Source organism: Streptococcus sp. V913 (genome assembly GCF_054353455.1).
In genome coordinates this window covers 54,908-80,411 of sequence record NZ_JBTHHX010000003.1, presented here as the reverse complement: position 1 = coordinate 80,411, position 25,504 = coordinate 54,908, and the positions used below count along the sequence as shown (strand labels likewise).

28 protein-coding genes are annotated in these 25,504 nt (G+C 41.3%); 20 read left to right on the top strand and 8 right to left on the bottom strand.

Annotated elements, in window-relative coordinates; translation table 11 throughout:
• Positions 1 to 77 precede the first annotated feature (77 nt).
• From ACXYSL_RS06535 to sdaAB, 3 genes are read right to left on the bottom strand one after another with little or no spacing between them, the layout of a single operon-like run.
• Positions 78 to 707 carry an HAD hydrolase-like protein gene (locus ACXYSL_RS06535; protein WP_458624291.1) on the bottom strand — a complete coding sequence of 210 codons (630 nt, stop codon included), beginning with the start codon at positions 705 to 707 and terminating at the stop codon, positions 78 to 80.
• Between the two features lie 21 nt (positions 708 to 728).
• Complete coding sequence (sdaAA, locus tag ACXYSL_RS06530; protein WP_000500031.1) at positions 729 to 1,601, bottom strand: L-serine ammonia-lyase, iron-sulfur-dependent, subunit alpha; 873 nt, start codon at positions 1,599 to 1,601, stop codon at positions 729 to 731.
• 8 nt (positions 1,602 to 1,609) lie between these two features.
• Positions 1,610 to 2,281, bottom strand: coding sequence for an L-serine ammonia-lyase, iron-sulfur-dependent subunit beta (gene sdaAB, locus ACXYSL_RS06525; protein ID WP_458624290.1), 672 nt, complete (start codon positions 2,279 to 2,281; stop codon positions 1,610 to 1,612).
• Positions 2,282 to 2,522: 241 nt separating this feature from the next.
• On the opposite strand from sdaAB, the gene apf reads away from it, so the two are divergent.
• On the top strand, positions 2,523 to 3,128 hold the full coding sequence (gene apf, locus ACXYSL_RS06520) for an aggregation-promoting factor (RefSeq protein ID WP_000060311.1): 606 nt from the start codon (positions 2,523 to 2,525) through the stop codon (positions 3,126 to 3,128).
• 51 nt (positions 3,129 to 3,179) lie between these two features.
• Here apf and ACXYSL_RS06515 read toward each other — a convergent pair whose 3' ends face one another.
• On the bottom strand, positions 3,180 to 4,043 hold the full coding sequence (locus tag ACXYSL_RS06515; RefSeq protein ID WP_198464286.1) for a helix-turn-helix domain-containing protein: 864 nt from the start codon (positions 4,041 to 4,043) through the stop codon (positions 3,180 to 3,182).
• A gap of 385 nt (positions 4,044 to 4,428) precedes the next feature.
• Here ACXYSL_RS06515 and ACXYSL_RS06510 point away from each other — a divergent pair, with 385 nt between their 5' ends.
• From ACXYSL_RS06510 to mnmG, 9 genes are all read left to right on the top strand, one after another.
• The gene (locus tag ACXYSL_RS06510) at positions 4,429 to 4,713 is read left to right on the top strand and encodes a lactococcin 972 family bacteriocin (protein WP_084939443.1); all 285 of its coding nucleotides are present in this window, start codon (positions 4,429 to 4,431) and stop codon (positions 4,711 to 4,713) included.
• A 54-nt stretch (positions 4,714 to 4,767) separates the two neighbouring features.
• Positions 4,768 to 6,876 (top strand): bacteriocin-associated integral membrane family protein, encoded by a 2,109-nt coding sequence (locus ACXYSL_RS06505; RefSeq protein WP_458624289.1) that lies wholly within the window; start codon positions 4,768 to 4,770, stop codon positions 6,874 to 6,876.
• Complete coding sequence (locus ACXYSL_RS06500) at positions 6,873 to 7,502, top strand: ABC transporter ATP-binding protein (protein ID WP_070683642.1); 630 nt, start codon at positions 6,873 to 6,875, stop codon at positions 7,500 to 7,502. Before ACXYSL_RS06505 ends, ACXYSL_RS06500 begins: the two co-directional genes overlap by 4 nt.
• 229 nt (positions 7,503 to 7,731) lie before the next feature.
• The gene (locus ACXYSL_RS06495; protein WP_001045253.1) at positions 7,732 to 8,538 is read left to right on the top strand and encodes an ABC transporter substrate-binding protein; all 807 of its coding nucleotides are present in this window, start codon (positions 7,732 to 7,734) and stop codon (positions 8,536 to 8,538) included.
• Between the two features lie 15 nt (positions 8,539 to 8,553).
• A complete protein-coding gene (locus ACXYSL_RS06490) occupies positions 8,554 to 9,750 on the top strand; it encodes an argininosuccinate synthase (RefSeq protein ID WP_458624288.1) in 1,197 nt (398 codons plus the stop codon).
• 27 nt (positions 9,751 to 9,777) lie between these two features.
• Positions 9,778 to 11,169: an argininosuccinate lyase gene (gene argH, locus ACXYSL_RS06485; RefSeq protein WP_458624287.1), complete on the top strand. Its 1,392-nt coding sequence runs from the start codon at positions 9,778 to 9,780 to the stop codon at positions 11,167 to 11,169.
• 376 nt (positions 11,170 to 11,545) lie between these two features.
• Entirely contained in the window at positions 11,546 to 12,667 is a 1,122-nt protein-coding gene (gene mnmA, locus ACXYSL_RS06480; RefSeq protein WP_458624286.1) for a tRNA 2-thiouridine(34) synthase MnmA, read from the top strand.
• A gap of 140 nt (positions 12,668 to 12,807) precedes the next feature.
• Entirely contained in the window at positions 12,808 to 13,263 is a 456-nt protein-coding gene (locus ACXYSL_RS06475) for an NUDIX hydrolase (RefSeq protein WP_458624285.1), read from the top strand.
• Positions 13,264 to 13,271: 8 nt separating this feature from the next.
• On the top strand, positions 13,272 to 15,185 hold the full coding sequence (gene mnmG / locus ACXYSL_RS06470; protein WP_458624284.1) for a tRNA uridine-5-carboxymethylaminomethyl(34) synthesis enzyme MnmG: 1,914 nt from the start codon (positions 13,272 to 13,274) through the stop codon (positions 15,183 to 15,185).
• Positions 15,186 to 15,221: 36 nt separating this feature from the next.
• Here the strand turns inward: mnmG and rnjA are convergent, their stop codons facing one another.
• Both rnjA and ACXYSL_RS06460 read right to left on the bottom strand, forming a co-directional pair.
• Positions 15,222 to 16,901, bottom strand: coding sequence for a ribonuclease J1 (gene rnjA, locus ACXYSL_RS06465; protein ID WP_458624283.1), 1,680 nt, complete (start codon positions 16,899 to 16,901; stop codon positions 15,222 to 15,224).
• Position 16,902: 1 nt separating this feature from the next.
• Positions 16,903 to 17,136, bottom strand: coding sequence for a DNA-dependent RNA polymerase subunit epsilon (locus ACXYSL_RS06460; RefSeq protein ID WP_057488857.1), 234 nt, complete (start codon positions 17,134 to 17,136; stop codon positions 16,903 to 16,905).
• 289 nt (positions 17,137 to 17,425) lie between these two features.
• Between ACXYSL_RS06460 and ACXYSL_RS06455 the strand changes: the two genes are divergently transcribed.
• The gene (locus tag ACXYSL_RS06455) at positions 17,426 to 17,641 is read left to right on the top strand and encodes a hypothetical protein (RefSeq protein ID WP_458624282.1); all 216 of its coding nucleotides are present in this window, start codon (positions 17,426 to 17,428) and stop codon (positions 17,639 to 17,641) included.
• Between the two features lie 275 nt (positions 17,642 to 17,916).
• Here the strand turns inward: ACXYSL_RS06455 and ACXYSL_RS06450 are convergent, their stop codons facing one another.
• Positions 17,917 to 18,060 (bottom strand): hypothetical protein, encoded by a 144-nt coding sequence (locus ACXYSL_RS06450; protein ID WP_049538066.1) that lies wholly within the window; start codon positions 18,058 to 18,060, stop codon positions 17,917 to 17,919.
• Between the two features lies 1 nt (position 18,061).
• A complete protein-coding gene (gene cibA, locus ACXYSL_RS06445; protein ID WP_000180842.1) occupies positions 18,062 to 18,244 on the bottom strand; it encodes a fratricide two-peptide bacteriocin subunit CibA in 183 nt (60 codons plus the stop codon).
• Positions 18,245 to 18,432: 188 nt separating this feature from the next.
• On the opposite strand from cibA, the gene tsaB reads away from it, so the two are divergent.
• From tsaB to ACXYSL_RS06400, 9 genes are all read left to right on the top strand, one after another.
• Positions 18,433 to 19,116 carry a tRNA (adenosine(37)-N6)-threonylcarbamoyltransferase complex dimerization subunit type 1 TsaB gene (gene tsaB, locus ACXYSL_RS06440; RefSeq protein ID WP_458624281.1) on the top strand — a complete coding sequence of 228 codons (684 nt, stop codon included), beginning with the start codon at positions 18,433 to 18,435 and terminating at the stop codon, positions 19,114 to 19,116.
• Positions 19,113 to 19,550 carry a ribosomal protein S18-alanine N-acetyltransferase gene (gene rimI / locus ACXYSL_RS06435; protein WP_458624280.1) on the top strand — a complete coding sequence of 146 codons (438 nt, stop codon included), beginning with the start codon at positions 19,113 to 19,115 and terminating at the stop codon, positions 19,548 to 19,550. The genes tsaB and rimI overlap by 4 nt, the downstream gene beginning before the upstream one ends.
• Positions 19,540 to 20,550 (top strand): tRNA (adenosine(37)-N6)-threonylcarbamoyltransferase complex transferase subunit TsaD, encoded by a 1,011-nt coding sequence (gene tsaD / locus ACXYSL_RS06430; RefSeq protein ID WP_458624279.1) that lies wholly within the window; start codon positions 19,540 to 19,542, stop codon positions 20,548 to 20,550. The genes rimI and tsaD overlap by 11 nt, the downstream gene beginning before the upstream one ends.
• A 102-nt stretch (positions 20,551 to 20,652) precedes the next feature.
• Positions 20,653 to 21,516 carry an XRE/MutR family transcriptional regulator gene (locus ACXYSL_RS06425; protein ID WP_458624278.1) on the top strand — a complete coding sequence of 288 codons (864 nt, stop codon included), beginning with the start codon at positions 20,653 to 20,655 and terminating at the stop codon, positions 21,514 to 21,516.
• Positions 21,517 to 21,799: 283 nt separating this feature from the next.
• On the top strand, positions 21,800 to 22,003 hold the full coding sequence (locus tag ACXYSL_RS06420) for a peptide pheromone VP1 (protein ID WP_049538072.1): 204 nt from the start codon (positions 21,800 to 21,802) through the stop codon (positions 22,001 to 22,003).
• A gap of 66 nt (positions 22,004 to 22,069) precedes the next feature.
• Positions 22,070 to 22,738, top strand: coding sequence for a lysostaphin resistance A-like protein (locus ACXYSL_RS06415; RefSeq protein ID WP_458624277.1), 669 nt, complete (start codon positions 22,070 to 22,072; stop codon positions 22,736 to 22,738).
• A 114-nt stretch (positions 22,739 to 22,852) separates the two neighbouring features.
• Positions 22,853 to 23,527, top strand: coding sequence for a lysostaphin resistance A-like protein (locus ACXYSL_RS06410; RefSeq protein ID WP_458624276.1), 675 nt, complete (start codon positions 22,853 to 22,855; stop codon positions 23,525 to 23,527).
• Positions 23,528 to 23,538: 11 nt separating this feature from the next.
• Positions 23,539 to 24,204 (top strand): lysostaphin resistance A-like protein, encoded by a 666-nt coding sequence (locus ACXYSL_RS06405; protein ID WP_458624275.1) that lies wholly within the window; start codon positions 23,539 to 23,541, stop codon positions 24,202 to 24,204.
• A gap of 70 nt (positions 24,205 to 24,274) precedes the next feature.
• Positions 24,275 to 25,501: an MFS transporter gene (locus ACXYSL_RS06400; RefSeq protein WP_458624274.1), complete on the top strand. Its 1,227-nt coding sequence runs from the start codon at positions 24,275 to 24,277 to the stop codon at positions 25,499 to 25,501.
• The last annotated feature ends 3 nt before the right edge of the window (positions 25,502 to 25,504 follow it).

Below are 25,504 nucleotides of genomic sequence, written 5' to 3'. Positions count from 1 at the left end.
TTATAAATAGAAGGCCAAGGTTCTGTTTGTACAGGACCTTGGCCTTTTTACTCTGTAATTTCAAATCGTTGTATCATTTATAGCTGCTTAATGATATCGTCAATGGTATGGGCAATCCAGTCAGGTTGATAGCTGAGTAAATCAGCCTCTTCTCCAAATCCCCAAGTAACAGCGAACTTTTTAATGCTAGTTTCTTGGGCTCCAATCATATCAAACTTGGTGTCCCCGATGATGAGGACTTGGTCTGCAGGGAGTTGATGCGTTTGCAAGGCAAAACGGATGACATCCGCCTTGTGTGGCGTTTCAGGACTAGAGCCGTAAATGCCATCAAAGAAATGATGGATTCCTAGATTTTTAGTCATATCATGAGCAGTAGGAGTATTCTTTGTTGTGGTAATATAGAGAGGGTAGTTTTGCGAAAGCTCTTGGAGCAATTCCGTTATTCGGGGAAAGAGTTGGGCTTCGTGGATGCCTTTTTTCTTGTAGTAAGAGCGGTAGATTTGAACAGCCTCCGAGATTTGCTCCTTGGGAAGACACGTTGCAAAACTACTTTCAAGTGGCGGTCCCATAAAACCACGAATGGTTTTGGCATCAGGGCTTGGAACTCCTAGCTCTTTAAAGGTATGGGTAAAGGCATTGTGGATCCCGAGGGAACTGTCAACCAGAGTTCCATCTAGATCAAAAAAGATTGCTGAGATAGAGGGCATGATTTCTCCTAATAGATAAGCTTATTCTCCGAAGATTTCTTTTTGTAGGCGACGACCAGTAGGAGTGGCAGCGAGTCCACCCTCAGCCGTTTCACGAAAGGCAGTTGGAAGGCTCGATCCGACCTGGTACATGGCATCGATGACTTCGTCAACAGGGATCTTAGATTCGATACCTGCTAAGGCCATATCTGCCGCTATAAAGGCAAAGCTGGCTCCCATGGCATTTCGTTTGACACAGGGAACCTCAACCAGACCAGCGACAGGGTCACAGATGAGACCCAGCATATTTTTAATGACAAAGGCGATGGCTTGGCTAGCCTGATAGGGGGTTCCACCTGCAGCCAAGGTCAAGGCTGCGGCACTCATGGCAGAGGCAGAGCCGACTTCGGCCTGGCAGCCACCTTCAGCACCTGAGATAGAGGCGTTGTTTGCGATAACCAATCCAAAGGCACCAGCAGCAAAGAGAAAATCCAGTTGTTCTTCGTGGCTAAGGTCTAATTTTTGGATAGCGGCAGTGAGAACGGCTGGCAAACAACCAGCACTCCCTGCGGTTGGGGTGGCACAGACCAAACCCATTTTAGCGTTGTGTTCGTTGACCGCGATGGCATTACGGGCTGCTGATAGGATGGTAAAGTCAGACAAGGCCTTGCCACTTTTGAGATGGCGGTCTAGTTTGGCCGCGTCTCCGCCTGTTAGGCCACTGCGGGATTTGTTTTCACTAAGACCGAGCTCAACGGAGGCTTTCATGACCTCTAGATTGCGTTCCATGAGGAGGAGAACTTCTGGCCGTTCTCGACCGGTTAATTGATATTCTGTCGCAATCATGAGTTCTGCGACATTTCCTTGGAAGTCTAGATCCGCCTGCTCGACCAATTCTTTGATAGAATAAAACATGCTTCCTCCTACTTAAAGAAATTGACATTGTGGAGATGAGGGATTTTTCGGATTTCTTCAATCGCTTCTTCGCAACTTCGACTATCGACTTCGATAATCATAATGGCTTTTTCTCCAGCTTTTTCTCGAGTCACATTCATCTGAGCGATGTTGATATCGAAACGAGAGAGGGCTTCAGTAACATGGGCAATCATACCTGGAACATCCTGATGCACGATGATAATGGTCGGTGTGTTCATGTTGAGAGAGACAGCAAAGCCGTTAAGCTCCGTAACTTGGATATTTCCCCCACCGATTGAAATCCCTGTCACACTGATGGACTTGTGTTCATTCTTCACAGTGATTTTGGTGGTGTTTGGGTGAGGAGCGTTGCTGTCTTTCTGAATGGTCCAGACAATCTTGATACCACGCTTATGGGCAATCTCGAGACTATTTGGAATGTTGGGGTCATCCGTATCCATACCTAAAATACCAGCGACGAGAGCAAGATCCGTTCCATGACCACGGTAGGTCTTGGCAAATGAGTTAAATAATTGGAATTCTACCTCTGTTGGCGTATCGTCAAAAATGGATGAGACGATTTTCCCGATACGAACGGCACCAGCTGTATGGCTACTTGATGGGCCAATCATGACAGGTCCGATAATATCAAAGACAGATTGAAAACGAAGTGAGTGCATCTGTTTCCCCTTACAAAGATTCTTGTTTCTATTATATCAAAGAATGAAGTTCTGCGCTTATTTCCCTTACCAAAAGCTCAAAATGATTAAAGATGGTATAAAACAAGGCATTTTGTGACAAAAACCTCCTTAAAACGGTAAATATAAAATATTTTTGTAATATTTCTACATAAAACCGTTAAACAACGGTAATATTTAAAAGGTATCATAGATATATTCAATGGAAGGAGAATTTTTAGATATGTCATTAACAACTAAAAAAATCAAAACAACTATCGCAGGAGTAGCAGCTTTACTTGCTTTCTTTGCCCCAGCTCTTGCCTCTGCACAAGAAACTGTAACATACACTGTTAAATCAGGTGATACTCTTTCAGAAATTGCTGAGAAGTACAACACGACTGCTGAAAAATTAGCAGCAAAAAACAATATCAAAGATATCCACCTTATCTATGTTGACCAAGTTTTGGTCATCGAAGGGACAGCTTCTACTGCAGCTCCAGCAGCAACAACGGAAGAAACAGCTCCAGTAGCTACAGAAACAGTTGAAGAAGCTCCAGCTGCAACTACAACTTATGAAGCACCAGCAGCAGAAAGCAACACTGTAGCAACATCTACTGTAAGTGGTTCTGAAGCAGAAGCCAAAGAATGGATTGCTCAAAAAGAATCAGGCGGTAGTTACACAGCTACAAATGGCCAATACATCGGACGTTACCAATTGACAGATTCATACTTGAACGGTGACTACTCAGCTGAAAACCAAGAACGTGTAGCAGATGCCTACGTTGCAGGACGCTACGGCTCATGGACAGCTGCCAAGAACTTCTGGCTTAACAACGGTTGGTATTAAGATCTAGCTAACAGAAAAATATGTAAAAGTCGAGGAAATCCCTCGACTTTTTTATATTTCCTTTGGTTGATGATAGGTCTCTACTTCTTTTTTGAGATGAGATAGCATGGAGGTTTCATCGGTTAGTTCCAGAAGGGAGAAACCTTTTTGGATAAGTTTAGAATCATCCGTACAAATCCCAATACGGACATAGCAGATAGCAAGCCTATCGTAGCTTTTCTTGTTCTTGGCATCTTCTAGTAAAGTATAGCATATTTGTTTACACATATTTCTATCTTGATTGTATAAGTAAATGGTGGAGAGGTTGAGTAGGATTGCCATTCGCAAGTCATATAAATGTTGATAGTTTTTATAGACTTCTAAGCGTTGCAAGATTTTTCCAGTGATGAGATGGATATGTTCTATAGGAAAGGTAAAGAGAATGGTATTGAGAATTTTTAAGTCATTCTCGTACCAAGTGTCCTGCTTTTCTATCTTCTTCCATAGCTTCTTTACAGTATTGTTAACTTCGATTGACAGTTTTTTAGTCCCATTTTGGCGAATATAGATAACAATTTCTAGCATATCTCGTATCTCTTTGATGGGGAGGTCGTGGTGAGTTTTGAGGTAGTCTTGACATTTTTGAAATAGTTTTTCGAGTTCATTAGTCCCTAGGATTGAGCTCATATTGAGATAGGTTTGCATAATTTCTGTGCGTTGACTTGGTTGATAAAGTTGACAGATATATTCAAACTCTTCAAAACTCATATTGACTTGTCGGAGAAGAAACTCCATATTCTCATATTTAGGAGTTGTTTTCCCGCTTTCGATTTTTGATAGGCTGGTTCTTGAGAGAATATCCCCACAGACCTCCTCTTGAGTTAACCCTTTTGACTCACGGATTTCTTTATAAACATTTCCAAAATCGTATCGCATGATCTCCTCCTTGTTCGTGAAAAAAGTTAACATATTTTATTGTGTTATTAAAAATATTGTATCATAAAGACATAAAAAGTAAAGTAAAGTAAAAATCTACAATAATTTTGTGAAAAAGCTGACAAGAATCTTTGACGTTAAGAAAAGAGTTATAATATAGCTATAAAAAAGGTAGGAGAAAAATTATGGAAAAAAAAGTACTTCGCTTTTTGGTCTTTCTTGCATTCTTGGTTGCTATAGCTTCACAGTTTCCGTGGAATTGGCCAATATAATGCGCTAGTTGTAAAAACGAAAGGAAGGTGAGTCCAATGGACTATGATACTTGTTGACACATTATTATAGCTGTTTTTACGGCATAGCTCTCAACAAACAGGAGAAATAAATCATGAAAAAATTAGTTAAAATTGGTGTTGCATCTTTAATGGTATGTGGTTTACTTGCTACTACAAATGCTTTAGCAGTATGGGTTGATGGTGGTCAATGGAATTATGGAGTAGGTTGGACAGGAACTTTTGGATATTCTGATTATTTACATTCTACTCGATCTCATACAGCAACGGTCCGACATGGTAGTAGAATCTCTAAGGATCGTGAAGCTCCCGAGGTTTGGGCTCAAGCTTCCCTCACAAAGATTCCACCAACAGGATTAGAATATTTCTATGGATTTTAAGTGGAATTTTCCCTCTCCTATTAGGAGAGGGAGAACTTTATTGGAGGTATCTTTATGAAAAAAATCAGTCATCTTTGTATGTCTCTGCTGTTGTTGTGTACCACTTTTTTTGTTTTTAATATAAACTACACACGTGAAGTGGTTCGGATTCGGGAAATGGGAAAGACTGTAGATTCTTTGGATTTGTATTTGAAAGATATTAACGAACCTGCAGCATCTGTTCTTCGATTTTTTGAGGATGTATCAAAGGAGTATAAAGTCTCCATCATCAAAACAGACAGTGGTGATGAGGTGGTCAAGTCTGGTGTTTTTGATAAAGATACCTTTCCCTACCAAGAGTTTGGGATTTCTTCTCTTGATTTTACCACAGATGGTGAGGGAGTTTACAGTAATAAAGAAATTTCCAATAAACTTGGTACGATTCCGACTTTTCTAAAAGCCAAGCCTATTCAGCTTATGACTTTTCAAACCTATATCAAGGATACATCTCGTAGTTTAAATGGTCGCTATACGATAACTTCTACACAAGAGATGGACAAGGATAGGATTGTACAGAAATGGAGCGATTTTTTCAAGATAGACCAGGCTACCTTGCTAGAGCCAACCTATAAAAGTGCAGTGGAAGTCATAAATCGAGATTTGCTTTTATCTGCCATTGTTTTTGTCTTGGCTATTTTACTTCTTGTGTTAGTGACAGTGTATCAACCGATGATGGAGATGAAAAGAGTTGGGGTACAAAAATTACTTGGTTTTCAAGATCGGGCTGTTTTAGCTGATGTTGTGAAAGGCAACCTCTACCTCCTACTAGGTGGGACGCTTGTGATCAATCTAGGAGTGTGTTTCTTGCTTGATTACAAGCCAAAAGATTTGTTCCCAATGTTATGGTTGTCGCATTTTTTGCTTTTGCAACTTTATCTCTTTATCAGTTGGTTGACCTATCTCTTAATCCAAAAAATGACAATCAGCTCTCTGCTGAAAAGTTTTTCATCTTTCAAATTTGGTTTACTCTTTAATTATTTGATGAAAATTGGAACTACCATTTTACTGACAGTCTTGCTAGTTGGGGTAGGAAAAAGTTTGGAGCAAGAAAACAAAGAGTTGGATTACCAGAAACAGTGGATCAGTCAAGGAAATTATCTGACCTTGGAAACTTTCCAACTCAATGATAACTTGTGGCAAGAGCAGTTGGCAGGCTCAGGGCAGGCAGTAGATTATTTCTATCGATTTTATCTGGATTTGGTAGAAAAAACGCAGGCGGGCTATGTGCAAACTAGCAACCTGCCTATAAAAAATTTTGTCACTGCAGAACAAGTGCAGCGGTATCAACTGGCTGATATGCTAACTGTTTACTATGCCAATCGTCATTTTTTAGAAAGTCAGGGATTCAAGTTACCAGATACCGGCGCAAAAAAAGTTATTTTGATGCCAGCAAGTACGAAAGGTGAAGAAGATAAAAATCAGCTCTTGGGGAAATTAATTGCCTATCTTTCGATGAAGTATGAAGAGCAGCAAAAACGAACGATAGAGGAGATGGATGTCGAGATTGCCTATTATGAAGGAGATTGGTCGTTCTTTCCATATAGTGATAAGCGAAAGGAAAATCTCTACAATCCAATTATTAGCTTGGTCAATGATTCTGATATGATGTGGGATGAAAAAGCTCGCCTGTCAACAACAGGTTTAAATAACCCGATTAAAATCGAAAATACGGCTCAACACCAAAAAGAGGTGACAGCGTTAGTTGAGAAATTATCAGATGGGAATTATTTAAAATTTTCATCTATTCAAGCCATTCAACAAGAGAAAGTAGATTCTTATCGAGATGCTGTTCGGAATTTCAACATACTCTTTGCTTTGGTTGGTCTTCTTAGTATGATGATTTCCTACTTCTTACTAGTGACAACTTTCTTGTTGAAGCGAACAGATATTATTACCAAGAAGTTTATGGGTTGGAAATTGATAGATCGGTATCGTTCCTTGCTGGGTCTTCTATTAGCCGTTTATAGTCTTCCTTTTATAGTTTTGCTATTCTTTACACAGGCACTTTTCCCGCTCCTACTTTTTGCAGGATTTACAGGCTTAGATATCCTATTTGTGCTTTTCTTGGGCTCTAAGATGGAACAAAGAAATGTAGTGCAGTTATTGAAAGGGGATCACTTATGATAAAGTTGGAAAATGTTACGAAAACCATTGGGAAAAAAGTTATTTTGGAGAACTTATCTCTAAAGATTAACCAAGGAGATTTAGTTGCCATTGTTGGGAAAAGTGGCAGTGGCAAGTCAACCTTGTTAAATCTCTTGGGTTTGATAGATGGCGATTACAGTGGACATTATGAAATTTTCGGTCAGCAAAATGTACCTGTCAATTCTGTTAAGTCGCAAGCGATTATCCGCGAACATATCTCCTATCTGTTTCAAAACTTTGCTCTGATTGATAATGAAACGGTAGAGTATAATCTCATGCTCGCTCTAAAGTATGTAAAATTATCCAAGAAGGACAAAGTCAAAAAGATAGAAGAAATTTTAGAGAGAGTGGGGTTGCCATCAATTCTACATCAAAAGGTTTCAGAGTTATCTGGAGGGGAACAGCAGCGAATCGCAGTTGCTAGAGCCATTTTAAAACCCAGCCAGCTCCTTTTAGCAGATGAACCAACCGGTTCTCTAGATCCTGAAAATCGAGATTTGGTTTTGAACTTTCTCTTAGATATGAACAAGGAAGGTAAAACGGTCATTATCGTTACCCACGATGCCTATGTGGCTCAACAGTGTCATCGAGTCATTGAATTGTGAAAGAGAATGTGGAGAGTTCGTTGATCTCTTCATCTTACTTGTAATTGGACAATTGTATTTTTAAAAAAATTAAATAGTATAAATAAGCTTATTATGTGTAAAAATATATCATATAATAAGCTTTTTCTTGATTAAAATGAAATAAAATACAGTTTTTTCTTGACAAACGAGGATGAGAGGAGTATTATTTATACAACGATAAAGTATAAAAATAAAAGGAGGCTTTTCTATGAATAAAGTGAAGAAGGTGTTGATGACGATGTTTGGTTTGCTTATGTTTCCCTTATTATTTGCTTGTAGTAACACTCAATCCCAAGGTGTTGAAGCCATTAAGGCGAAAGGAAAATTGGTGGTAGCCTTAAATCCAGAGTTTGCTCCATTTGAATACCAGAAATTGGTCGATGGGAAAAATCAGATTGTAGGTTCAGATGTTGAGCTAGCCAAAGCCATCGCAAAGGAACTAGGTGTAGAAGTGGAGTTCTCTCCAATGAGTTTTGACAATGTACTGGCTAGTCTTGATTCAGGTAAGGCCGATCTTGCCATATCAGGTGTTTCTAAAACGGAGGAGAGAAGTCAAGTTTATGATTTTTCAATTCCCTACTACACTTCGAAAAATAAGGTGATCGTAAGAAAATCTGAATTAACGAATTACCAATCAGTCAAGGATTTGGCTCAGAAAAAGGTTGGAGCGCAGAAAGGTTCTATCCAGGAAACTCTGGCCAAAGAAACCTTGCAGAATGCTTCTCTCGTTTCACTTCCTAAAAATGGAAATTTGATAACAGATTTGAAATCAGGGCAACTAGATGCGGTTATCTTTGAGGAACCAGTGGCGAAAGGATTCGTAGAGAATAATTCAGACCTAGCCATCGCTGAGTTTGATTTTGACAATGACAAAGAAGATTCCTACGCTGTTGCGATGAAAAAAGACAGTAAAGAATTAAAAGAGGCGGTTGACAAAACTATCCAGAAGTTGAAGGATTCTGGGGAATTGGACAAATTGATTGACGATGCTTTTAAAGCCTCTATCGAAAAATAGAAAGAAGGAAGAGAAATGAGTAAGGAAAAAGTCATTTTAGCCTATTCAGGTGGATTGGATACATCAGTTGCTATTACATGGTTAAAAAAAGACTATGATGTGATCGCTGTTTGTATGGATGTGGGCGAAGGAAAAGATCTGGAATTCATCCATGATAAAGCTCTCAAGGTTGGGGCTGTAGAGTCTTATGTCATTGATGTTAAGGAAGAATTTGCGAATGACTATGTTTTAGTGGCCCTTCAGGCTCATGCCTACTATGAACAAAAGTATCCCTTGGTATCTGCTCTGAGTCGCCCTCTTATTTCAAAAAAACTCGTTGAAATAGCTCATCAGACGGGGGCAACCACAATTGCCCATGGTTGTACAGGTAAGGGAAACGACCAAGTTCGGTTTGAAGTCTCTATCGCAGCTTTGGATCCCAATCTAAAGGTAGTTGCGCCTGTTCGTGAGTGGAAATGGTCTCGTGAAGAAGAAATCCAATATGCCAAAGAAAACGGTGTTCCAGTTCCTGCTGACCTTGACAATCCTTACTCTGTCGATCAAAATCTTTGGGGACGTGCAAATGAATGTGGTGTTTTGGAAAATCCTTGGAACCAAGCGCCAGAAGAAGCATTTGGAATCACATCTTCGCCAGAAGAGGCGCCAGACAGTCCAGAATTTATTGACATTGAGTTTAGCTGCGGGGTGCCCATTTCCCTCAATGGAGAAAAGATGAAAGTGGCGGATTTGATTCAAAATCTAAATGAAATTGCAGGCAAACACGGTGTTGGTCGTATTGACCATGTGGAAAATCGCCTAGTCGGTATCAAGTCTAGAGAGATTTATGAGTGCCCAGGTGCTGTGACTTTATTGGAGGCTCATAAGGAGATTGAGGACTTGACTCTTGTGAGAGAAGTGGCTCATTTCAAACCTATTATCGAAAATGAGTTGTCCAATCTCATCTATAATGCCTTGTGGTTTAGCCCAGCAACTCAGGCTTTGATTGCCTATATCAAGGAGACACAGAAAGTTGTCAATGGAACTGCAAAAGTTAAACTCTATAAGGGGAACGCCCAGGTAGTGGCTCGGAAATCACCAAATTCTCTTTACGATGAAAATTTGGCGACTTATACTAGTGCGGATACCTTTGACCAAGATGCGGCTGTTGGTTTTATCAAGCTTTGGGGGCTTCCGACTAAGGTTTATTCAGAAGTTCAGAAAAATGTTGAGTAGTGACGCGATAGAAAGGGACGACAGGATATGTCGAAAAATACAAAATTATGGGGTGGTCGATTTGAAGGCACTGTGGAAGATTGGGTAGAACAGTTCGGTGCGAGTATTTCCTTTGACCACCAGCTGGCAAAATTTGATTTGATGGGTTCCTTAGCTCATGTTCAAATGCTAGGACAGACTGGTATTTTGAGCTTGGAAGAGGTAGATCAGATCCAAGATGGTCTGAAAGCTTTGTTGCAAGATCTAGAGGCAGGGGAGCTTCATTTTGACATTGTAAATGAAGATATTCATATGAATATGGAAGTGTTGCTGACAGAGAAAATCGGTCCTCTGGCTGGGAAACTGCACACGGCTCGTTCTCGGAATGACCAAGTCGCAACAGATATGCACTTATATCTAAAGGAGCAGCTTGGCCATGTCTTGGATAAGTTGGCGAATCTGAACAGTGTTTTGCTGGATTTGGCTGAAAAACATGTGGAAACCATCATGCCAGGCTATACTCATTTACAACACGCCCAACCGATTAGTTTTGCCCACCATCTCATGGCTTATTACAATATGTTTCAAAGGGACAGCGAGCGCTTTGCATTTAACCTGAAACATACGGACCTATCTCCACTGGGTGCAGCTGCCTTAGCGGGGACAACTTTTCCAATCGATCGTCAATTATCGAGTGATTTATTGGGTTTCCAACAACCCTATACCAATTCCTTGGATGCAGTGAGTGACCGTGATTTTATCTTGGAATTTCTGTCAAATGCCAGCATGTTGATGATGCATATGAGTCGTTTTTGTGAAGAAATCATCAATTGGTGTAGTTTTGAGTATCAGTACATTAGCTTGTCTGATAGCTTTTCAACAGGTTCATCTATCATGCCCCAGAAGAAAAATCCTGATATGGCTGAATTGATTCGAGGGAAGACAGGACGGGTTTACGGGCATTTGCTTGGACTATTGACCGTCATGAAGTCTTTGCCTCTGGCCTACAATAAGGATTTGCAAGAGGACAAGGAAGGCGTGTTTGATACAGTAGAAACGATTTTGAATTCTCTGGATGTGTTGGCAGGTATGTTATCAAGCATGCAGGTTAATAAGGACAAAATGCAGCAATCCACAGAGAATGACTTTTCGAATGCGACTGAACTGGCAGATTATTTGGCAGAAAAAGGTCTCCCTTTTAGAGAAGCGCATGAAATTGTAGGAAAACTGGTCCTGGACTCTATCAAACATGGTAAAAACATTCAAGATTGGGATTTGGAGGAGTTGCAAGTCTACCATCCCTTGATTGAAGAGGATATCTATATCTACTTGCGTCCAGAAACCGCTGTTCAGAGACGGAATTCCTTAGGAGGAACCGGTTTTGAGCAAGTGAAATACCAGATAGAACAAGCGAAGAAAGAACTTAAAGGGGAAAATTGATTCATTTGCAAAGTATGAAAGAGAGGCTGAGATGATTTATCAGCCTCTTTCTTGTCTTCTCCAACCAAGCGTGTTATAATGAATACTGCTCAAGCGACCTTCAATCGTTAAAGCACACACGACCTTCAATCGTGAACTAGTCATTTCGTTTATCTTTTATTACGTCGTTAACTCGAAATGAGATGCAAGCAGAGCTTGTCTGATTTATAACCTCAATCAGTCTCCCAGACTGATTGAGCGAACTCAAGTTATGCCTGCGACTCGTTGCCTAGTCCTAAAAGCAAACGAAAAGACTATACTCAAAGAAATTCTATTGAAAGTCATAATGAATAGAATTTTGAAGGGTATGAATAAACGAATAGATGGGAGACTTACCATGAGTGATAACTCTAAAACACGTGTTGTTGTGGGGATGAGTGGTGGTGTTGATTCGTCGGTGACTGCTCTCTTGCTCAAGGAGCAGGGCTACGATGTGATCGGTATCTTCATGAAGAACTGGGATGACACAGATGAAAACGGCGTCTGTACGGCGACCGAAGATTACAAGGACGTGGCTGCGGTTGCAGACCAGATCGGCATTCCTTACTACTCTGTCAATTTTGAAAAAGAGTACTGGGACCGCGTCTTTGAGTATTTCCTAGCGGAATACCGTGCAGGGCGCACGCCAAATCCAGACGTTATGTGCAACAAGGAAATCAAGTTTAAGGCCTTTTTGGACTATGCTATGACCTTGGGAGCAGACTATGTGGCGACTGGGCACTATGCTCGAGTAGCGCGTGATGAGGATGGTATCGTTCACATGCTTCGTGGCGTGGACAATGGCAAGGATCAGACCTATTTCCTCAGCCAACTGTCGCAAGAACAACTGCAAAAAACCATGTTCCCCTTGGGACATTTGGAAAAACCTGAAGTTCGCAGACTAGCAGAAAAAGCAAGCCTTGCGACTGCTAAGAAGAAAGATTCGACAGGGATTTGCTTTATCGGAGAAAAGAACTTTAAAAACTTTCTCAGCAACTATCTACCAGCACAGCCTGGTCGAATGATGACTGTGGATGGTCGCGATATGGGTGAGCATGCAGGTCTGATGTATTATACGATTGGACAGCGTGGTGGGCTCGGTATCGGTGGGCAACACGGTGGTGACAATGCCCCTTGGTTCGTTGTCGGAAAAGATCTCAGCAAGAATATCCTCTATGTCGGCCAAGGTTTCTACCATGACTCGCTCATGTCAACAAGCCTAGAAGCCAGTCAAGTTCACTTTACTCGTGACATGCCAGAGGAATTCACGCTCGAATGTACGGCTAAATTCCGCTACCGTCAGCCTGATTCTAAGGTGACTGTACATGTCAAAGGAGACAAGGCAGAAGTCATCTTTGCGGAGCCACAGCGCGCGATTACACCAGGACAGGCAGTTGTCTTTTACGACGGTGAAGAATGTCTCGGTGGCGGTTTGATTGACAATGCTTACCGCGATGGACAAGTTTGTCAGTACATATAGATTGACAAATTTTCTCAATTTGCTACAATAATAAAAGCAATAGAAATGATGGTCAAAGCTCATGGATGTTGCAGGTCTTTTTGTCCTGCACTTCTTTGGAGTTTTGACTGTTTTTGTGTCGTTTTGAGGAAAGGAAAGAGATGACTCAAGTGGATTTTCGGACCAAAGTGGGAAATACGGTTTTTGGAGTTCGGGCGACAGCCTTGATTCTTCAAAATCGCAAGCTTCTAGTTACCAAAGACAAGGACAAGTATTACACTATTGGTGGTGCCATCCAAGCCAATGAAAGCACAGAAGACGCGGTAGTCCGTGAAGTAAGGGAAGAGCTGGGTGTCAAAGCTCAAGCTGGGCAGCTAGCTTTCGTGGTTGAAAATCGTTTTGAACAAGACGGTGTTTCCTATCACAACATCGAGTTTCATTATTTGGTAGACTTGCTGGAGGATGCCCCATTGACTATGCAGGAAGATGAAAAACCGCAGCCTTGTGAGTGGATTGATTTGGATCAGCTCCAGAATATCCAGCTCGTTCCAGCTTTTTTAAAAACAGCCCTGCCGGATTGGGACGGCCAACTAAGACACATTCATCTTGAGGAATAGGAGAGAAAATGACTTATAATTTTACGGAAGAATACGATATTATTGTAATCGGTGCGGGGCACGCTGGGGTCGAGGCTTCCTTAGCTGCCAGCCGTATGGGCTGTAAGGTCTTGCTTGCAACCATCAACATCGAAATGCTGGCTTTCATGCCTTGTAACCCTTCTATCGGTGGCTCTGCCAAAGGGATTGTTGTGCGTGAAGTCGATGCCCTCGGCGGTGAAATGGCCAAGAATATTGACAAGACTTACATCCAGATGAAGATGCTCAACACAGGGAAAGGACCTGCTGTTCGCGCCCTTCGTGCGCAGGCTGACAAGGAGCTTTACTCTAAGGAAATGCGCAAGACAGTTGAAAATCAAGAGAATCTGACCCTTCGTCAAACCATGATTGATGAGATTTTGGTGGAAGATGGCAAGGTTGTCGGTGTTCGTACAGCTACCCATCAAGAGTATGCTGCCAAGGCTGTTATCGTGACGACAGGGACTGCACTCCGTGGGGAAATCATCATCGGAGATCTCAAGTACTCATCAGGTCCTAACCACAGTCTAGCTTCGATTAACCTAGCTGATAACCTCAAGAAATTGGGACTCGAAATCGGTCGTTTCAAGACAGGAACGCCTCCACGTGTCAAGGCTTCTTCTATCAACTACGATGTGACAGAGATTCAGCCAGGGGATGAAGCGCCAAATCACTTTTCTTATACTTCACGTGATGAGGACTATGTCAAGGATCAGGTGCCATGTTGGTTGACCTACACCAATGGTACCAGTCATGAGATTATCCAAAACAATCTCCACCGTGCGCCTATGTTTACAGGTGTGGTTAAGGGAGTGGGGCCTCGCTATTGTCCGTCGATTGAGGACAAGATTGTGCGCTTTGCAGATAAGGAACGTCATCAGCTCTTCCTTGAACCAGAAGGACGCAATACAGAGGAAGTTTATGTCCAAGGACTTTCAACTAGCCTTCCTGAGGATGTCCAGCGTGACTTGGTTCATTCTATCAAAGGTTTGGAAAATGCAGAGATGATGCGAACTGGTTATGCCATTGAGTACGACATGGTCTTGCCTCATCAGTTGCGTGCAACTCTGGAAACCAAGAAAATCTCAGGTCTTTTCACTGCTGGTCAGACAAATGGAACGTCAGGTTACGAAGAAGCTGCTGGCCAAGGGATTATCGCTGGTATCAATGCGGCTTTGAAAATCCAAGGCAAGCCTGAGTTGATTTTGAAGCGCAGTGACGGCTATATCGGGGTGATGATTGACGATTTGGTGACCAAGGGAACCGTTGAACCTTACCGTCTCTTGACCAGTCGTGCTGAATACCGTCTCATCCTCCGTCATGACAATGCCGATATGCGTTTGACAGAGATGGGGCGCGAGATTGGCCTTGTGGACGATGAACGTTGGACTCGCTTTGAGATTAAGAAAAACCAATTTGACAATGAGATGGCTCGTTTAGATAGCATCAAACTCAAACCAGTCAAGGAAACCAATGCTAAGGTTGAGGAGATGGGCTTCAAGCCATTGACCGATGCGGTGACAGCCAAGGAATTCCTTCGCCGGCCAGAAGTTTCTTACCAAGATGTGGTGGCTTTCATCGGGCCAGCTGCTGAGGACTTGGATGACAAGATTATCGAATTGATTGAAACAGAAATCAAGTACGAGGGTTATATTTCAAAAGCTATGGATCAGGTTGCCAAGATGAAACGCATGGAAGAAAAACGCATTCCAGCCAATATTGATTGGGATGATATTGACTCGATTGCGACAGAAGCCCGCCAGAAGTTCAAACTCATCAATCCAGAAACCATCGGCCAAGCCAGCCGTATTTCGGGAGTAAATCCAGCAGATATTTCTATTTTGATGGTGTATCTGGAAGGTAAAAATCGTAGTATTTCTAAAACTCAAGAAAAGAAAGCATAGAGAAAAACAGCTCCGAAGATGGGGCTGTTTTATAATTTATTCTTCATCTGGTGTGAGGATCATCGGGATGATAATCGGTTCACGTTCTGTATTTTCATAGAGGAAGGGGCGAATGGCGTTGACAATGGCGCCATTGACAGATTGCACGCTGGCGTCCTTGTTTTTCAGTGCGATACGAATAGCATTGAAGAGGATGCGCTGGCTTTGGCGAATCAAGTCGCCAGACTCTCTCATGTAGACAAAGCCTCGGCTGAGGATGTCTGGACCAGATAGAATCATCTGTGATTTGAAATCAACAGTTGCGACTGCAAGTACGACACCGTCTTCAGATAAATCACGACGATCTTTGAGGACGGCTGCACCGATTTCGCCGATACGATTTCCATCGACATAGATGTCTTGGGCGTTGAAGTGGCCTGCGATACGAGCAGAGTTAGCAGTAAGGGCAAGCACATCACCATTGCTCATGATAAAGATATTGTCCTTCTCGACACCCGTATCCACCGCTAGTCCAGCGTGGACTTTTTGCATACGGTATTCACCATGGACAGGCATGAAGTATTTGGGTTTAATCAAGCGGAGCATGAGTTTTTGCTCTTGCTGACCACCGTGTCCAGAGGTGTGGATATTGTTAATCTTACCGTGGATAACTTCGACACCAGCTTCTGAGATGATGTTAATCAATTTGTTGACGCTAGTAGTATTTCCGGGTATTGGGCTAGAAGAGAAGATAACAGTATCGCCGGGTTGGAGTTGCACCTGACGGTGGGTTCCGTTAGCGATACGAGAGAGGGCTGCCATCGGCTCACCTTGACTACCTGTACAGAGGATAAGAACCTCGCCTGCAGGGTAGTCTTTGATTTCATTTGGCTCGATAAAGGTTCCCTTAGGAGCTTTGATGTAGCCAAGCTCGATCCCGTTGACAATGGCCTTTTCCATAGAACGACCAAAGACCGCAATCTTGCGTCCAGTCTTAACAGCAGCATCTGTTGCCTGCTGGAGACGGAAGATATTTGAGGCAAAGGATGCAAAGATGATACGTCCTTCAATGCCTTGAATGATCTTCATGATGGACTGGCCAACGACTTTTTCAGAGTTGGTAAAGGTTGGCACTTCTGCATTTGTCGAGTCAGATAGCAGGCAGAGTACGCCATCTTCGCCAAGAGCTGCCATACGGTGTAAGTCCGCTGGTTCTCCAACCGGTGTAAAGTCAAACTTAAAGTCACCTGTACAAACGATTTTCCCTTGAGGTGTATGGATGACAATTCCTAAAGGTTCTGGGATAGAGTGAGTTGTTCTAAAGAAAGTTGCCTTGAGGTTTTTAAAGGTCAACTCAGTGTTGTGGTTGATTTCGTAAAGTTTGGCGTTGCGCAAGAGACCGTGCTCTTCAAGTTTTCCACGAATCAAGGCAAGAGCAAGTGGTCCAGCGTAGATAGGGACATTCGCTTGCTTGAGCAGGAAAGGAATTCCACCAATGTGGTCCTCGTGTCCGTGTGTGATCAAAACAGCCTTGACGCGGTCGATATTGTCCACGATGTAAGAGTAATCAGGAATGACATAGTCGATACCAAGCAAGTCATCTTCTGGGAATTTAATCCCAGCATCGACGATGATAATCTCGTCTTGGTATTCAATTCCGTATGTGTTTTTCCCGATTTCTCCCAGACCACCGATGGCAAAAACGCCGACTTCTTCAGGTTTAAGAGTATGGGCCATATTAGAACTCCGTGATTTCGAAGACGCCAGTTTCTTTTTCGTAATCTAGCAATTTGTCAGACAAGAGTTCGATATACTCGATATTGTACTCTGGGCGGTTTTCTTCGACAAGTTGGCGAGCAGCGATACGGCCCTCAAGTTCTGAGTTGGCATCGATGTCTAGGTAAAGTGCGCGTGTAGTTTCACGACGTGGGCTACGTTCTTTTGTTTCTTGATAAAAAACTTTGTAAATCATATAGTTCCTTTCTATTTATAGGTCAACTTATTCCAAACTTTTAGCAGAGATTTGCTTGATTTCATTCCATTTTGTGTCTAGATTGACCTTGATTCGTTACAATTATTTCAATTATACCACAAAATGAAAAATTAGTAAAAGACGGGAAATGAGAAAGTCGTGAGGGGAAGAAGGAGCAAAAAGATAGAAAGGATTTGGTCGGAGAGTACTTAGGTGTTATAATAGAAAGAGAAAGGGAAGTTTATGGATGGGAATATTCCCTATAGCTTTTAAACAAGGAGGATTAAGAATGTTTAGTTTGTTTGAATTTGCAGTAGGGGTTCGCCTCTTGATGTTTATAGTCTTCGTTGCTTGCGTTTATGGAGGAAATCTTATTTTTACGTATCTAGAACACCACAAAACAAAATTCCTTTGGAAGCTTGCTTTTGTGACACTCTATTCAATTTTTCTCCTCCTTGTAACCTATGTTGTCTGGCTCGTTTTCTACTTTGGTTTAAATGCTTAAGCTCCAGTTATTCATCTAAGCATACAGAAAATCCACCCCGTCTTGATAGAGGGGGCGGACTTTTCTATTTTCAGATGATATTCTTAATTCTTACGATCATGATTTCTCGCATCGAAAATCGAGTTGAAACATAAAAAGAAAATAATGCAAACAGATAAATCAATTGGTAAGGGGATTCTGGTTATGTTTAAATCATTGAAAATGCTGAGAAAACTGTAAGAGATGAAGAGAATAAAATTTACCCTTCTAAAAATGTGTCTTTTATCTAACATGACTTATCCAAATTTCTTACGAAGATCTTTCCCGATAGTGTAAGCAGCCATAAATAAAGCTATACCAACACCTACACCAAAACCACCCTTGATTCCTTGCAATTCTTTATTAGAAATTGAACAATACTGATCCAAACCTTTCATCATACTAACCTCCTAAAAAATAACCAGCTGCCAAACCAGACCCAACAAGTGCTGTCCCGCCTGCAATAGCTTTCCAAGATACTGCTACTCCAAAGATAACTAAGGGAGCGAGACCACCATCAATATCTGATAATTCATTTTCAGATAACGATAAAAATTGATTGTCAAGAACGTCAAAATTTGTCATTGAACTTTCCTCCTTTTTTCTTGTTCACTTATATATTCGGAAAAGATAGAAAAAAGCTAGAACTTTTTTGATTTTTTTGCCATCCTCTTTGTCTAAGTGGCAGGCCCTTTTGTTTCAAAACAAAGAAAATTCCCTTGCGCTGGCTTTTGTAGTATAATAGTAAACAGACAAAAAGATAGGAATGTGTTATGAAAGTATTAGCTTTTGATACGTCCAGCAAGGCTCTTTCTCTCGCTATTTTAGAGGACAAGCAGGTTCTTGCCAAGACGACGATTAATATTAAGAAGAATCACAGTATTACCCTCATGCCAGCCATCGATTTTTTGATGGCAAGTTTGGATTGGACACCCAAGGATTTGGACCGAATCGTGGTAGCTGAAGGACCAGGTAGCTACACAGGTTTGCGAATCGCGGTAGCAACTGCCAAGACCTTGGCTCATACCCTGAACATTGAGTTAGTTGGCATGTCTAGCCTCTTGGCTCTGGTACCGCGCCAACAAGAAGGCTTATTTGTTCCCCTGATGGATGCACGTCGCAACAATGTTTACGCAGGATTTTATGAAAATGCCAAACCAGTCTTGCCAGAAGCGCACTTGTCTTTTGCGGAAGTGCTAGAGCAGGTCAAGGATGCTGAACAGGTAACCTTTGTCGGAGAAGTTGGAGCCTTTGTGGAACAAATCCAAGAACAACTACCACAAGCCAGCTACCAAGAAACCTTGCCAAATGCAGCTAATCTAGCTCTTTGGGCCTGGGATAAGGAAGCAGACTCCTTGCACGACTTTGTGCCAAATTACCTCAAACGAGTTGAGGCTGAGGAAAACTGGCTCAAGAATCACACCGAGTCTGGCGAGTCCTACATTAAACGCCTATGATAGAGATCAAACGAATCCAACAGCAACCTGACTTGGCTCAAGCTATCTATGCTGTTATGGTAGATGTTTACCCAGTCAGTCCGTGGACGCTGGAACAAATCCAAGCAGACCTTTCCCAAGACCAGACTTGGTACGCTCTAGCTTATGATGGGGCAGAAGTGATTGGCTTTCTAGCTGTGCAGGAGAATCTCTTTGAGGCAGAAGTCCTGCAAATCGCTGTCAAAGGAGCCTATCAGGGTCAGGGGATTGCGTCAGCCTTGTTTGCAACATTGCCGACAGCCAAGGAGATTTTCCTCGAAGTCAGAAAGTCAAACCAACGAGCGCAAGCATTTTACAAGAAAGAAAAGATGGCGATCATCGCTGAGCGAAAGGCTTACTATCATGACCCAGTTGAGGACGCCATTATCATGAAGAGAGAAATAGATGAAGGATAGATATATTTTAGCATTTGAGACATCCTGTGATGAGACCAGTGTCGCCGTCTTGAAAAACGACGATGAGCTCTTGTCCAATGTCATTGCGAGTCAAATTGAGAGTCACAAACGTTTTGGGGGCGTAGTGCCAGAAGTGGCTAGCCGTCACCATGTCGAGGTTATTACAGCCTGTATCGAGGAAGCACTGGCAGAAGCAGGAATTACCGAAGAGGATGTAACAGCTGTGGCGGTTACCTATGGACCAGGCTTGGTCGGAGCACTGCTAGTTGGTTTGTCAGCTGCCAAAGCCTTTGCTTGGGCTCATGGTCTGCCACTTATCCCCGTCAACCACATGGCTGGGCACCTCATGGCAGCTCAGAGTGTGGAGCCTTTGGAGTTCCCCTTGCTAGCTCTCTTGGTCAGCGGTGGACACACCGAGTTGGTCTATGTGTCAGAGGCTGGTGATTACAAGATTGTTGGGGAGACACGAGACGATGCAGTTGGGGAGGCTTATGATAAGGTCGGCCGTGTCATGGGCTTGACTTATCCAGCAGGTCGCGAGATTGACGAGTTGGCCCATCAAGGTCAGGATATTTATGACTTCCCACGTGCTATGATCAAGGAAGATAATCTGGAGTTTTCATTCTCTGGTTTGAAGTCTGCCTTTATCAATCTTCACCACAATGCCGAGCAAAAGGGAGAAAGCCTGTCTACAGAGGATTTGTGTGCTTCCTTCCAAGCAGCAGTCATGGATATTCTCATGGCAAAAACCAAGAAAGCCTTGGAGAAATTCCCTGTTAAAACCCTGGTTGTGGCAGGTGGTGTAGCCGCCAATAAAGGCCTCAGAGAACGCCTAGCAGCCGAAATCACAGATGTCAAGGTCATCATTCCACCCCTGCGTCTCTGTGGAGACAATGCAGGTATGATTGCCTATGCTAGTGTCAGCGAGTGGAATAAAGAAAACTTTGCAGGCTTGGACCTCAACGCCAAACCAAGCCTCGCCTTTGATACTATGGAATAAAGAGTCAGCTTAAGGCTGGCTTTTTTGCTCACCGAAATGTCAGAAAATTTTGATAAAAATATAAAAATAATGATATAATATATAAAGATAGGAGGTAGTGAGATGATTGAGAGAATGGAATTGGGAGAATTTTACAAGGAATTGCGCTTGGCTAGGAAGCTTAAGCAGTCAGATGTGGCTTGTGCTGGACTAACAGCCTCTCAGTTGTCCAAGTTTGAACTGGGACAGTCTATGCTGTCTGCGGATAAACTGATTCTAGCTATCCAAGGGATAAATGTGACATTCGATGAGTTTGGACACAAGCTTAATAATTACCAGGAATCACCACATATGCGATTTGGTAGAAAGGTTGTAGATCGCTTTGCCCATCAAGATATAGCAGGCTTAGAGCAACTATTAGAGGAAGTCAAGCAGGAACAGATGGCACAGACCTATCGTCGCTTGAATGCCATCGTGATTAAAGATGCTATCCATTCACTGGATAAAAGCTACCCACTAGCAGAGGAGGATAGTGAGTTTTTAACCACTTATCTCTATGCTATCGAGTCTTGGACCTGGTTTGAACTCTATATCTTTTGCAATACCATGCCTTTCTTGAGCAATCAAGATCTAATCTTTTTATCTACCTCTTTGCTTGAAAAATCCAAGGAATTTAAAGAGTTAGTGCACAATCGATTGTATTTGAAAGGTGGCTATCTCAATATCATCTCAGAGCTCATGGAGCGCAAACTTTTCTCCTACATCCCAATCTTTGAAGCTGAGTTGGAGAGTATGCTCCGACCATACGATGTTTTTGAGAAATTACTGTGGCAATTTTTAAAGAAGATGAGCATTTTCCTTCAAACCAAGGGAAGCAATCAAAAAGAGATTGAACACTTTATCCAATCTCTGCAAATATTAGAAAATCCACAATTAACAGCTCTTTTTGAACTACGCTTACAGCAATACAAAGAAGTTATCGATTAGTTAGAAATGGGAAAATGATAATAATCTCAGCAATGATTGTCGATAATGTTAAGACTTGTTTCTTCATTTTGTGTCCTCCTATCTAATAGTAACCATATTATATCAGTGAAAGAGTCAATTCTATAAAAATCGCAAATGTGAAATTTCTATAAGAAAAAATATCAAATATGCGATTTTCTAAAATAAGACAATTTTCGTGTTATACTGTCCTTGTAAGACATTTGAAGCAAATCCTAGGTCGCAGAAGTGGTTTACAAATAAAAATAGTTGAAGGAGTGTAAATATGTTGAATTTACAATTTGCAGAAACAATGGAGTTAACAGAAATGGAGTTAGAGGCGGTTTACGGAGGAGACCTTGTGTATGCTGCTGTTATCCCAGGCGGTGGAGGCTGGGGAGGTTTCGGGACACCTTGGTCAATCACTAATTTCTGGCAGAAATATTTTAACGATAAACCTGACTCTGATTATGACCGCCGACGTTATTAATATCCAAAGCCCTTGCCTTTTCTTGGGTAGGGGCTGTCTTTATTTCATAGTATAGGAGAAAATAGAATGAAAAAGATAATCTCACGTCACTACTTTATTATGGCTTTTCTACTAGTTATTGCTGACCAGAAGTTCAGTGGTCTAGTTTTACGCAGCAACCTTGTTACTGGTCTATCTGACTTTACCTATTATCTGTCGGATATGATGTTGAATTTTCTTGTGGTTTTATTTGCTCTTATTGCTATGATTTGGTCGGGAAAATGGCAAAAAATCAACAGTAGAAAGTTTAAAGGATCCTATCTTGTCTATTCATTTTTAGCTCTGCTTGCTTTTGTTATTTGGAATTTCGTTACCTTTTTTCTTTTCCCACCTACTCGAAATGAAATTTCTTATCAACATGCTGCTCCTACTTTTACAGGAGCTACGGCATTTTTAATGTATTTTTTCTATCCTGTAATTGCAGGTCCCATTTTTGAAGAGATAATTTATCGTGGGTTGGTGATGACCGCTCTGGAAAAAGGGAAGAAATGGGGACTGGATGTGCTCGGTTCGGCTGCTTTGTTTGGAATCTTGCACATTAGTAATCATGGTTGGGTTTTGACAGACTTTTTCTCATATATGGGTGGTGGTCTCATATTTGCAGTCTTATTTAGAGTGACAAAGTCCATTTATTGGCCTATTGGACTGCACATAGTCTACAATGGCATTGGTCAAATTCTCCCCTTGTTATTTTAGAGTCTTTTTAGAAATATAAGGCCGATTCCTCGTGCTAGAGCTTTTGATTGGACGAAAGGACTCTGGGCAGGTTTGGCTGAAAGAAGGCGCAAATAAAACTTAAAAGGATCAACTATGAAAAGGAAAGAAACGAAATTTTATTTAGGGACAATTTTGGTGCTCGTGTCTTATTACTCGATTTTTAATCTTGTAGCAAAATTAGACTCGGTGAACCAATTATCCGATTTTGGATTTTATGGGATTCAAATTTTATTGATAGTAATTGAGGGAATTGCTGCTACTGTGGTTCTTGTCAAGAGTCAACGTTGGAAAGAGTACGGTCGTTTCCAGTTCCGTTGGTCTTATATCGGTGTTTTATTTCTTTCTTTTATACTGATGTTTTTGTGGGTGAATATAACAACTCGGATCTTTCCAAGCACGCAAAATGGGAATACTATACGAGAAGTGGCGACTAATTTGACAGGATTTAGTTACTTTATAACGCGTATTTTCTATGGTAGTCTCATTGCTCCGATAGTTGAAGAATTGGTCTTTCGTGGGCTTCTGATGACAGCCCTATCTAAATTTAAAAAATACTTTATTGACGTCATCATTTCTTCCACACTCTTTAGTCTTATCCATGTTTTGCAATATGGATGGGTGATAACAGACTTCATCATTTATGCAGGAGCAGGTCTGCTACTCTGTATGCTCTTTCGTTATACACGTTCAATTTATTGGTCAATGGCACTCCACATCTTGTGGAATAGCTTTTTAATTATCGTCAGCTTATTGGTGTTTGGGTTTTAGAAAAGTGAAATATGAAAAAGATAATTTCACACCACTACTTTATTATAGCCGTTTTACTTGTCATTGCTGACCAGTTCTTCATTCGTCTGGTTTTACACAGTGACCTTGCTGCTGGTCTATCTGACTTTGCCTATTATTTGTCGGATATGATGTTGAATTTTCTTGTGGTTCTGCTTGCTATTATTGTTATGATTCGGTCAGGTAAATGGCAGGAAATCAACAGTAGAAAGTTTAAAGGATCCTATCTTTTCTATTCCTTTTTAGCTCTGCTTGCTTTTGTTGTTTGGAATTTCGTCACCTTTTTTCTTTTCCCACCTACCCGAAATGAAATTTCTTATCAACTTGCTGCTCCAAATTTTAAAGGAGCTACGGCATTTTTGATGTATTTTTTCTATCCTGTAATTGCAGGTCCCATTTTTGAAGAAATGATTTATCGTGGATTGGTGATGACTGCTCTGGAAAAAGGTAAGAAATGGGGACTGGATGTGCTTGGTTCTGCTGTTTTATTCGGGATATTGCATATTAGTAATCATGGTTGGGTCTTGACAGACTTTTTCTCATATATGGGTGGTGGCCTCATATTTGCAGTCTTATTTAGAGCAACAAAGTCAATTTATTGGCCTATTGGACTGCATATAGTCTACAATGCCATTGGTCAAATTTTACCGTTGCTGTAATTTTAGGTGCTCAGTAAGTTTGGTCTATTCTTGGGGGAAGCTTCCCATTTGAACTCAAAAAGGAGTTGCGATGAAAGTATTTATTCAAAATAGAGATTTTAGGCAATTAACCATCAACCAGTGGATCTCAACGGTTGGGGATACGATTTTTTATCTTGCTTTTTTGAATTATGTGGCAGATGCTTCGTTTGCCCCCTTGGCAATTTTACTCATTACGATTTCAGAGACTGTTCCTCAAATTCTGCAAATCTTTATGGGAGTTTTGGCTGACTTTCAACATCATCGTGTTTTAAAGTATACGGTTATTAGTTTTGTCAAATTTGTACTTTATTCTATAGTGGCACTTTCGCTTTCAGGGCAGTCCTTTTCCTTATGGCTTGTATTCTTTATTTGTTTGATGAACCTCTTGTCGGATACATTGAGTTACTTTTCAGGAGCCATGCTAACTCCTATTTTTATAAGAATCATTGGGAAAGAACATCTGACAGAAGCCATTGGCTTTAAACAATCAACAGTTAGTTTAGTTCGGACAATCAGTAATATTCTAGGAGGGATTTTGCTAGGAATTCTTTCCATTCAGTTCATTTCCTTGCTAAACGCTCTGACGTTTCTGATAGCATTTGTAGGTATTCTTCTCATAAAAAATGATCTTTTGAAAGTTGAAAAAACAATTAGCTATCAAGAAGGTCTTTCTATAAAATCGTTTTGCCAGCATTTGTTCCAATCATCAAAATTGATCTGGAATATGGATAGAGTGATCTTCATTTTATTTATCGTCTCTATCAGCCAAGCGGTGATTAATGTTACTGTTCCTATTTCAACTCTTTTTTTAAGAAACCAACCGTTTTTGGATTTACAAACTGGTCAATCACTCGCTTTGTTATCAACACTAGAATTGTTAGCACTTATTGTCGGAAGCCTTGTAAGTGGCTATCTGAAAAATACGATTTCTATAAAAACAGCTCTATACGCTTCGGTCGTCATCCAGTTACTCCTTCTAGTAGGATTTGCCACAGTTCATTTTGGTTTGATTCTGCTTTTCAGCTCCTTGGATGCCTTCATCGCAGGTATACTCTCTCCTAGATTGCAAGAACTCGTCTTTAAACAAATACCTGAGGAATCAATGGGAGCGGTTCAATCCTCTATTGGTGCTATTACGGTTGTTTTACCAAGTCTATTCACAATTGTTTTCGTAACGATTGCTACAAGTTTTGGAACCCTAGCGGTCAGCTTTATTCTATTGCTATTACTCCTAACCGCATTTGTCATGCTCTTGAATATCCATGAGAGCATTTAGAGG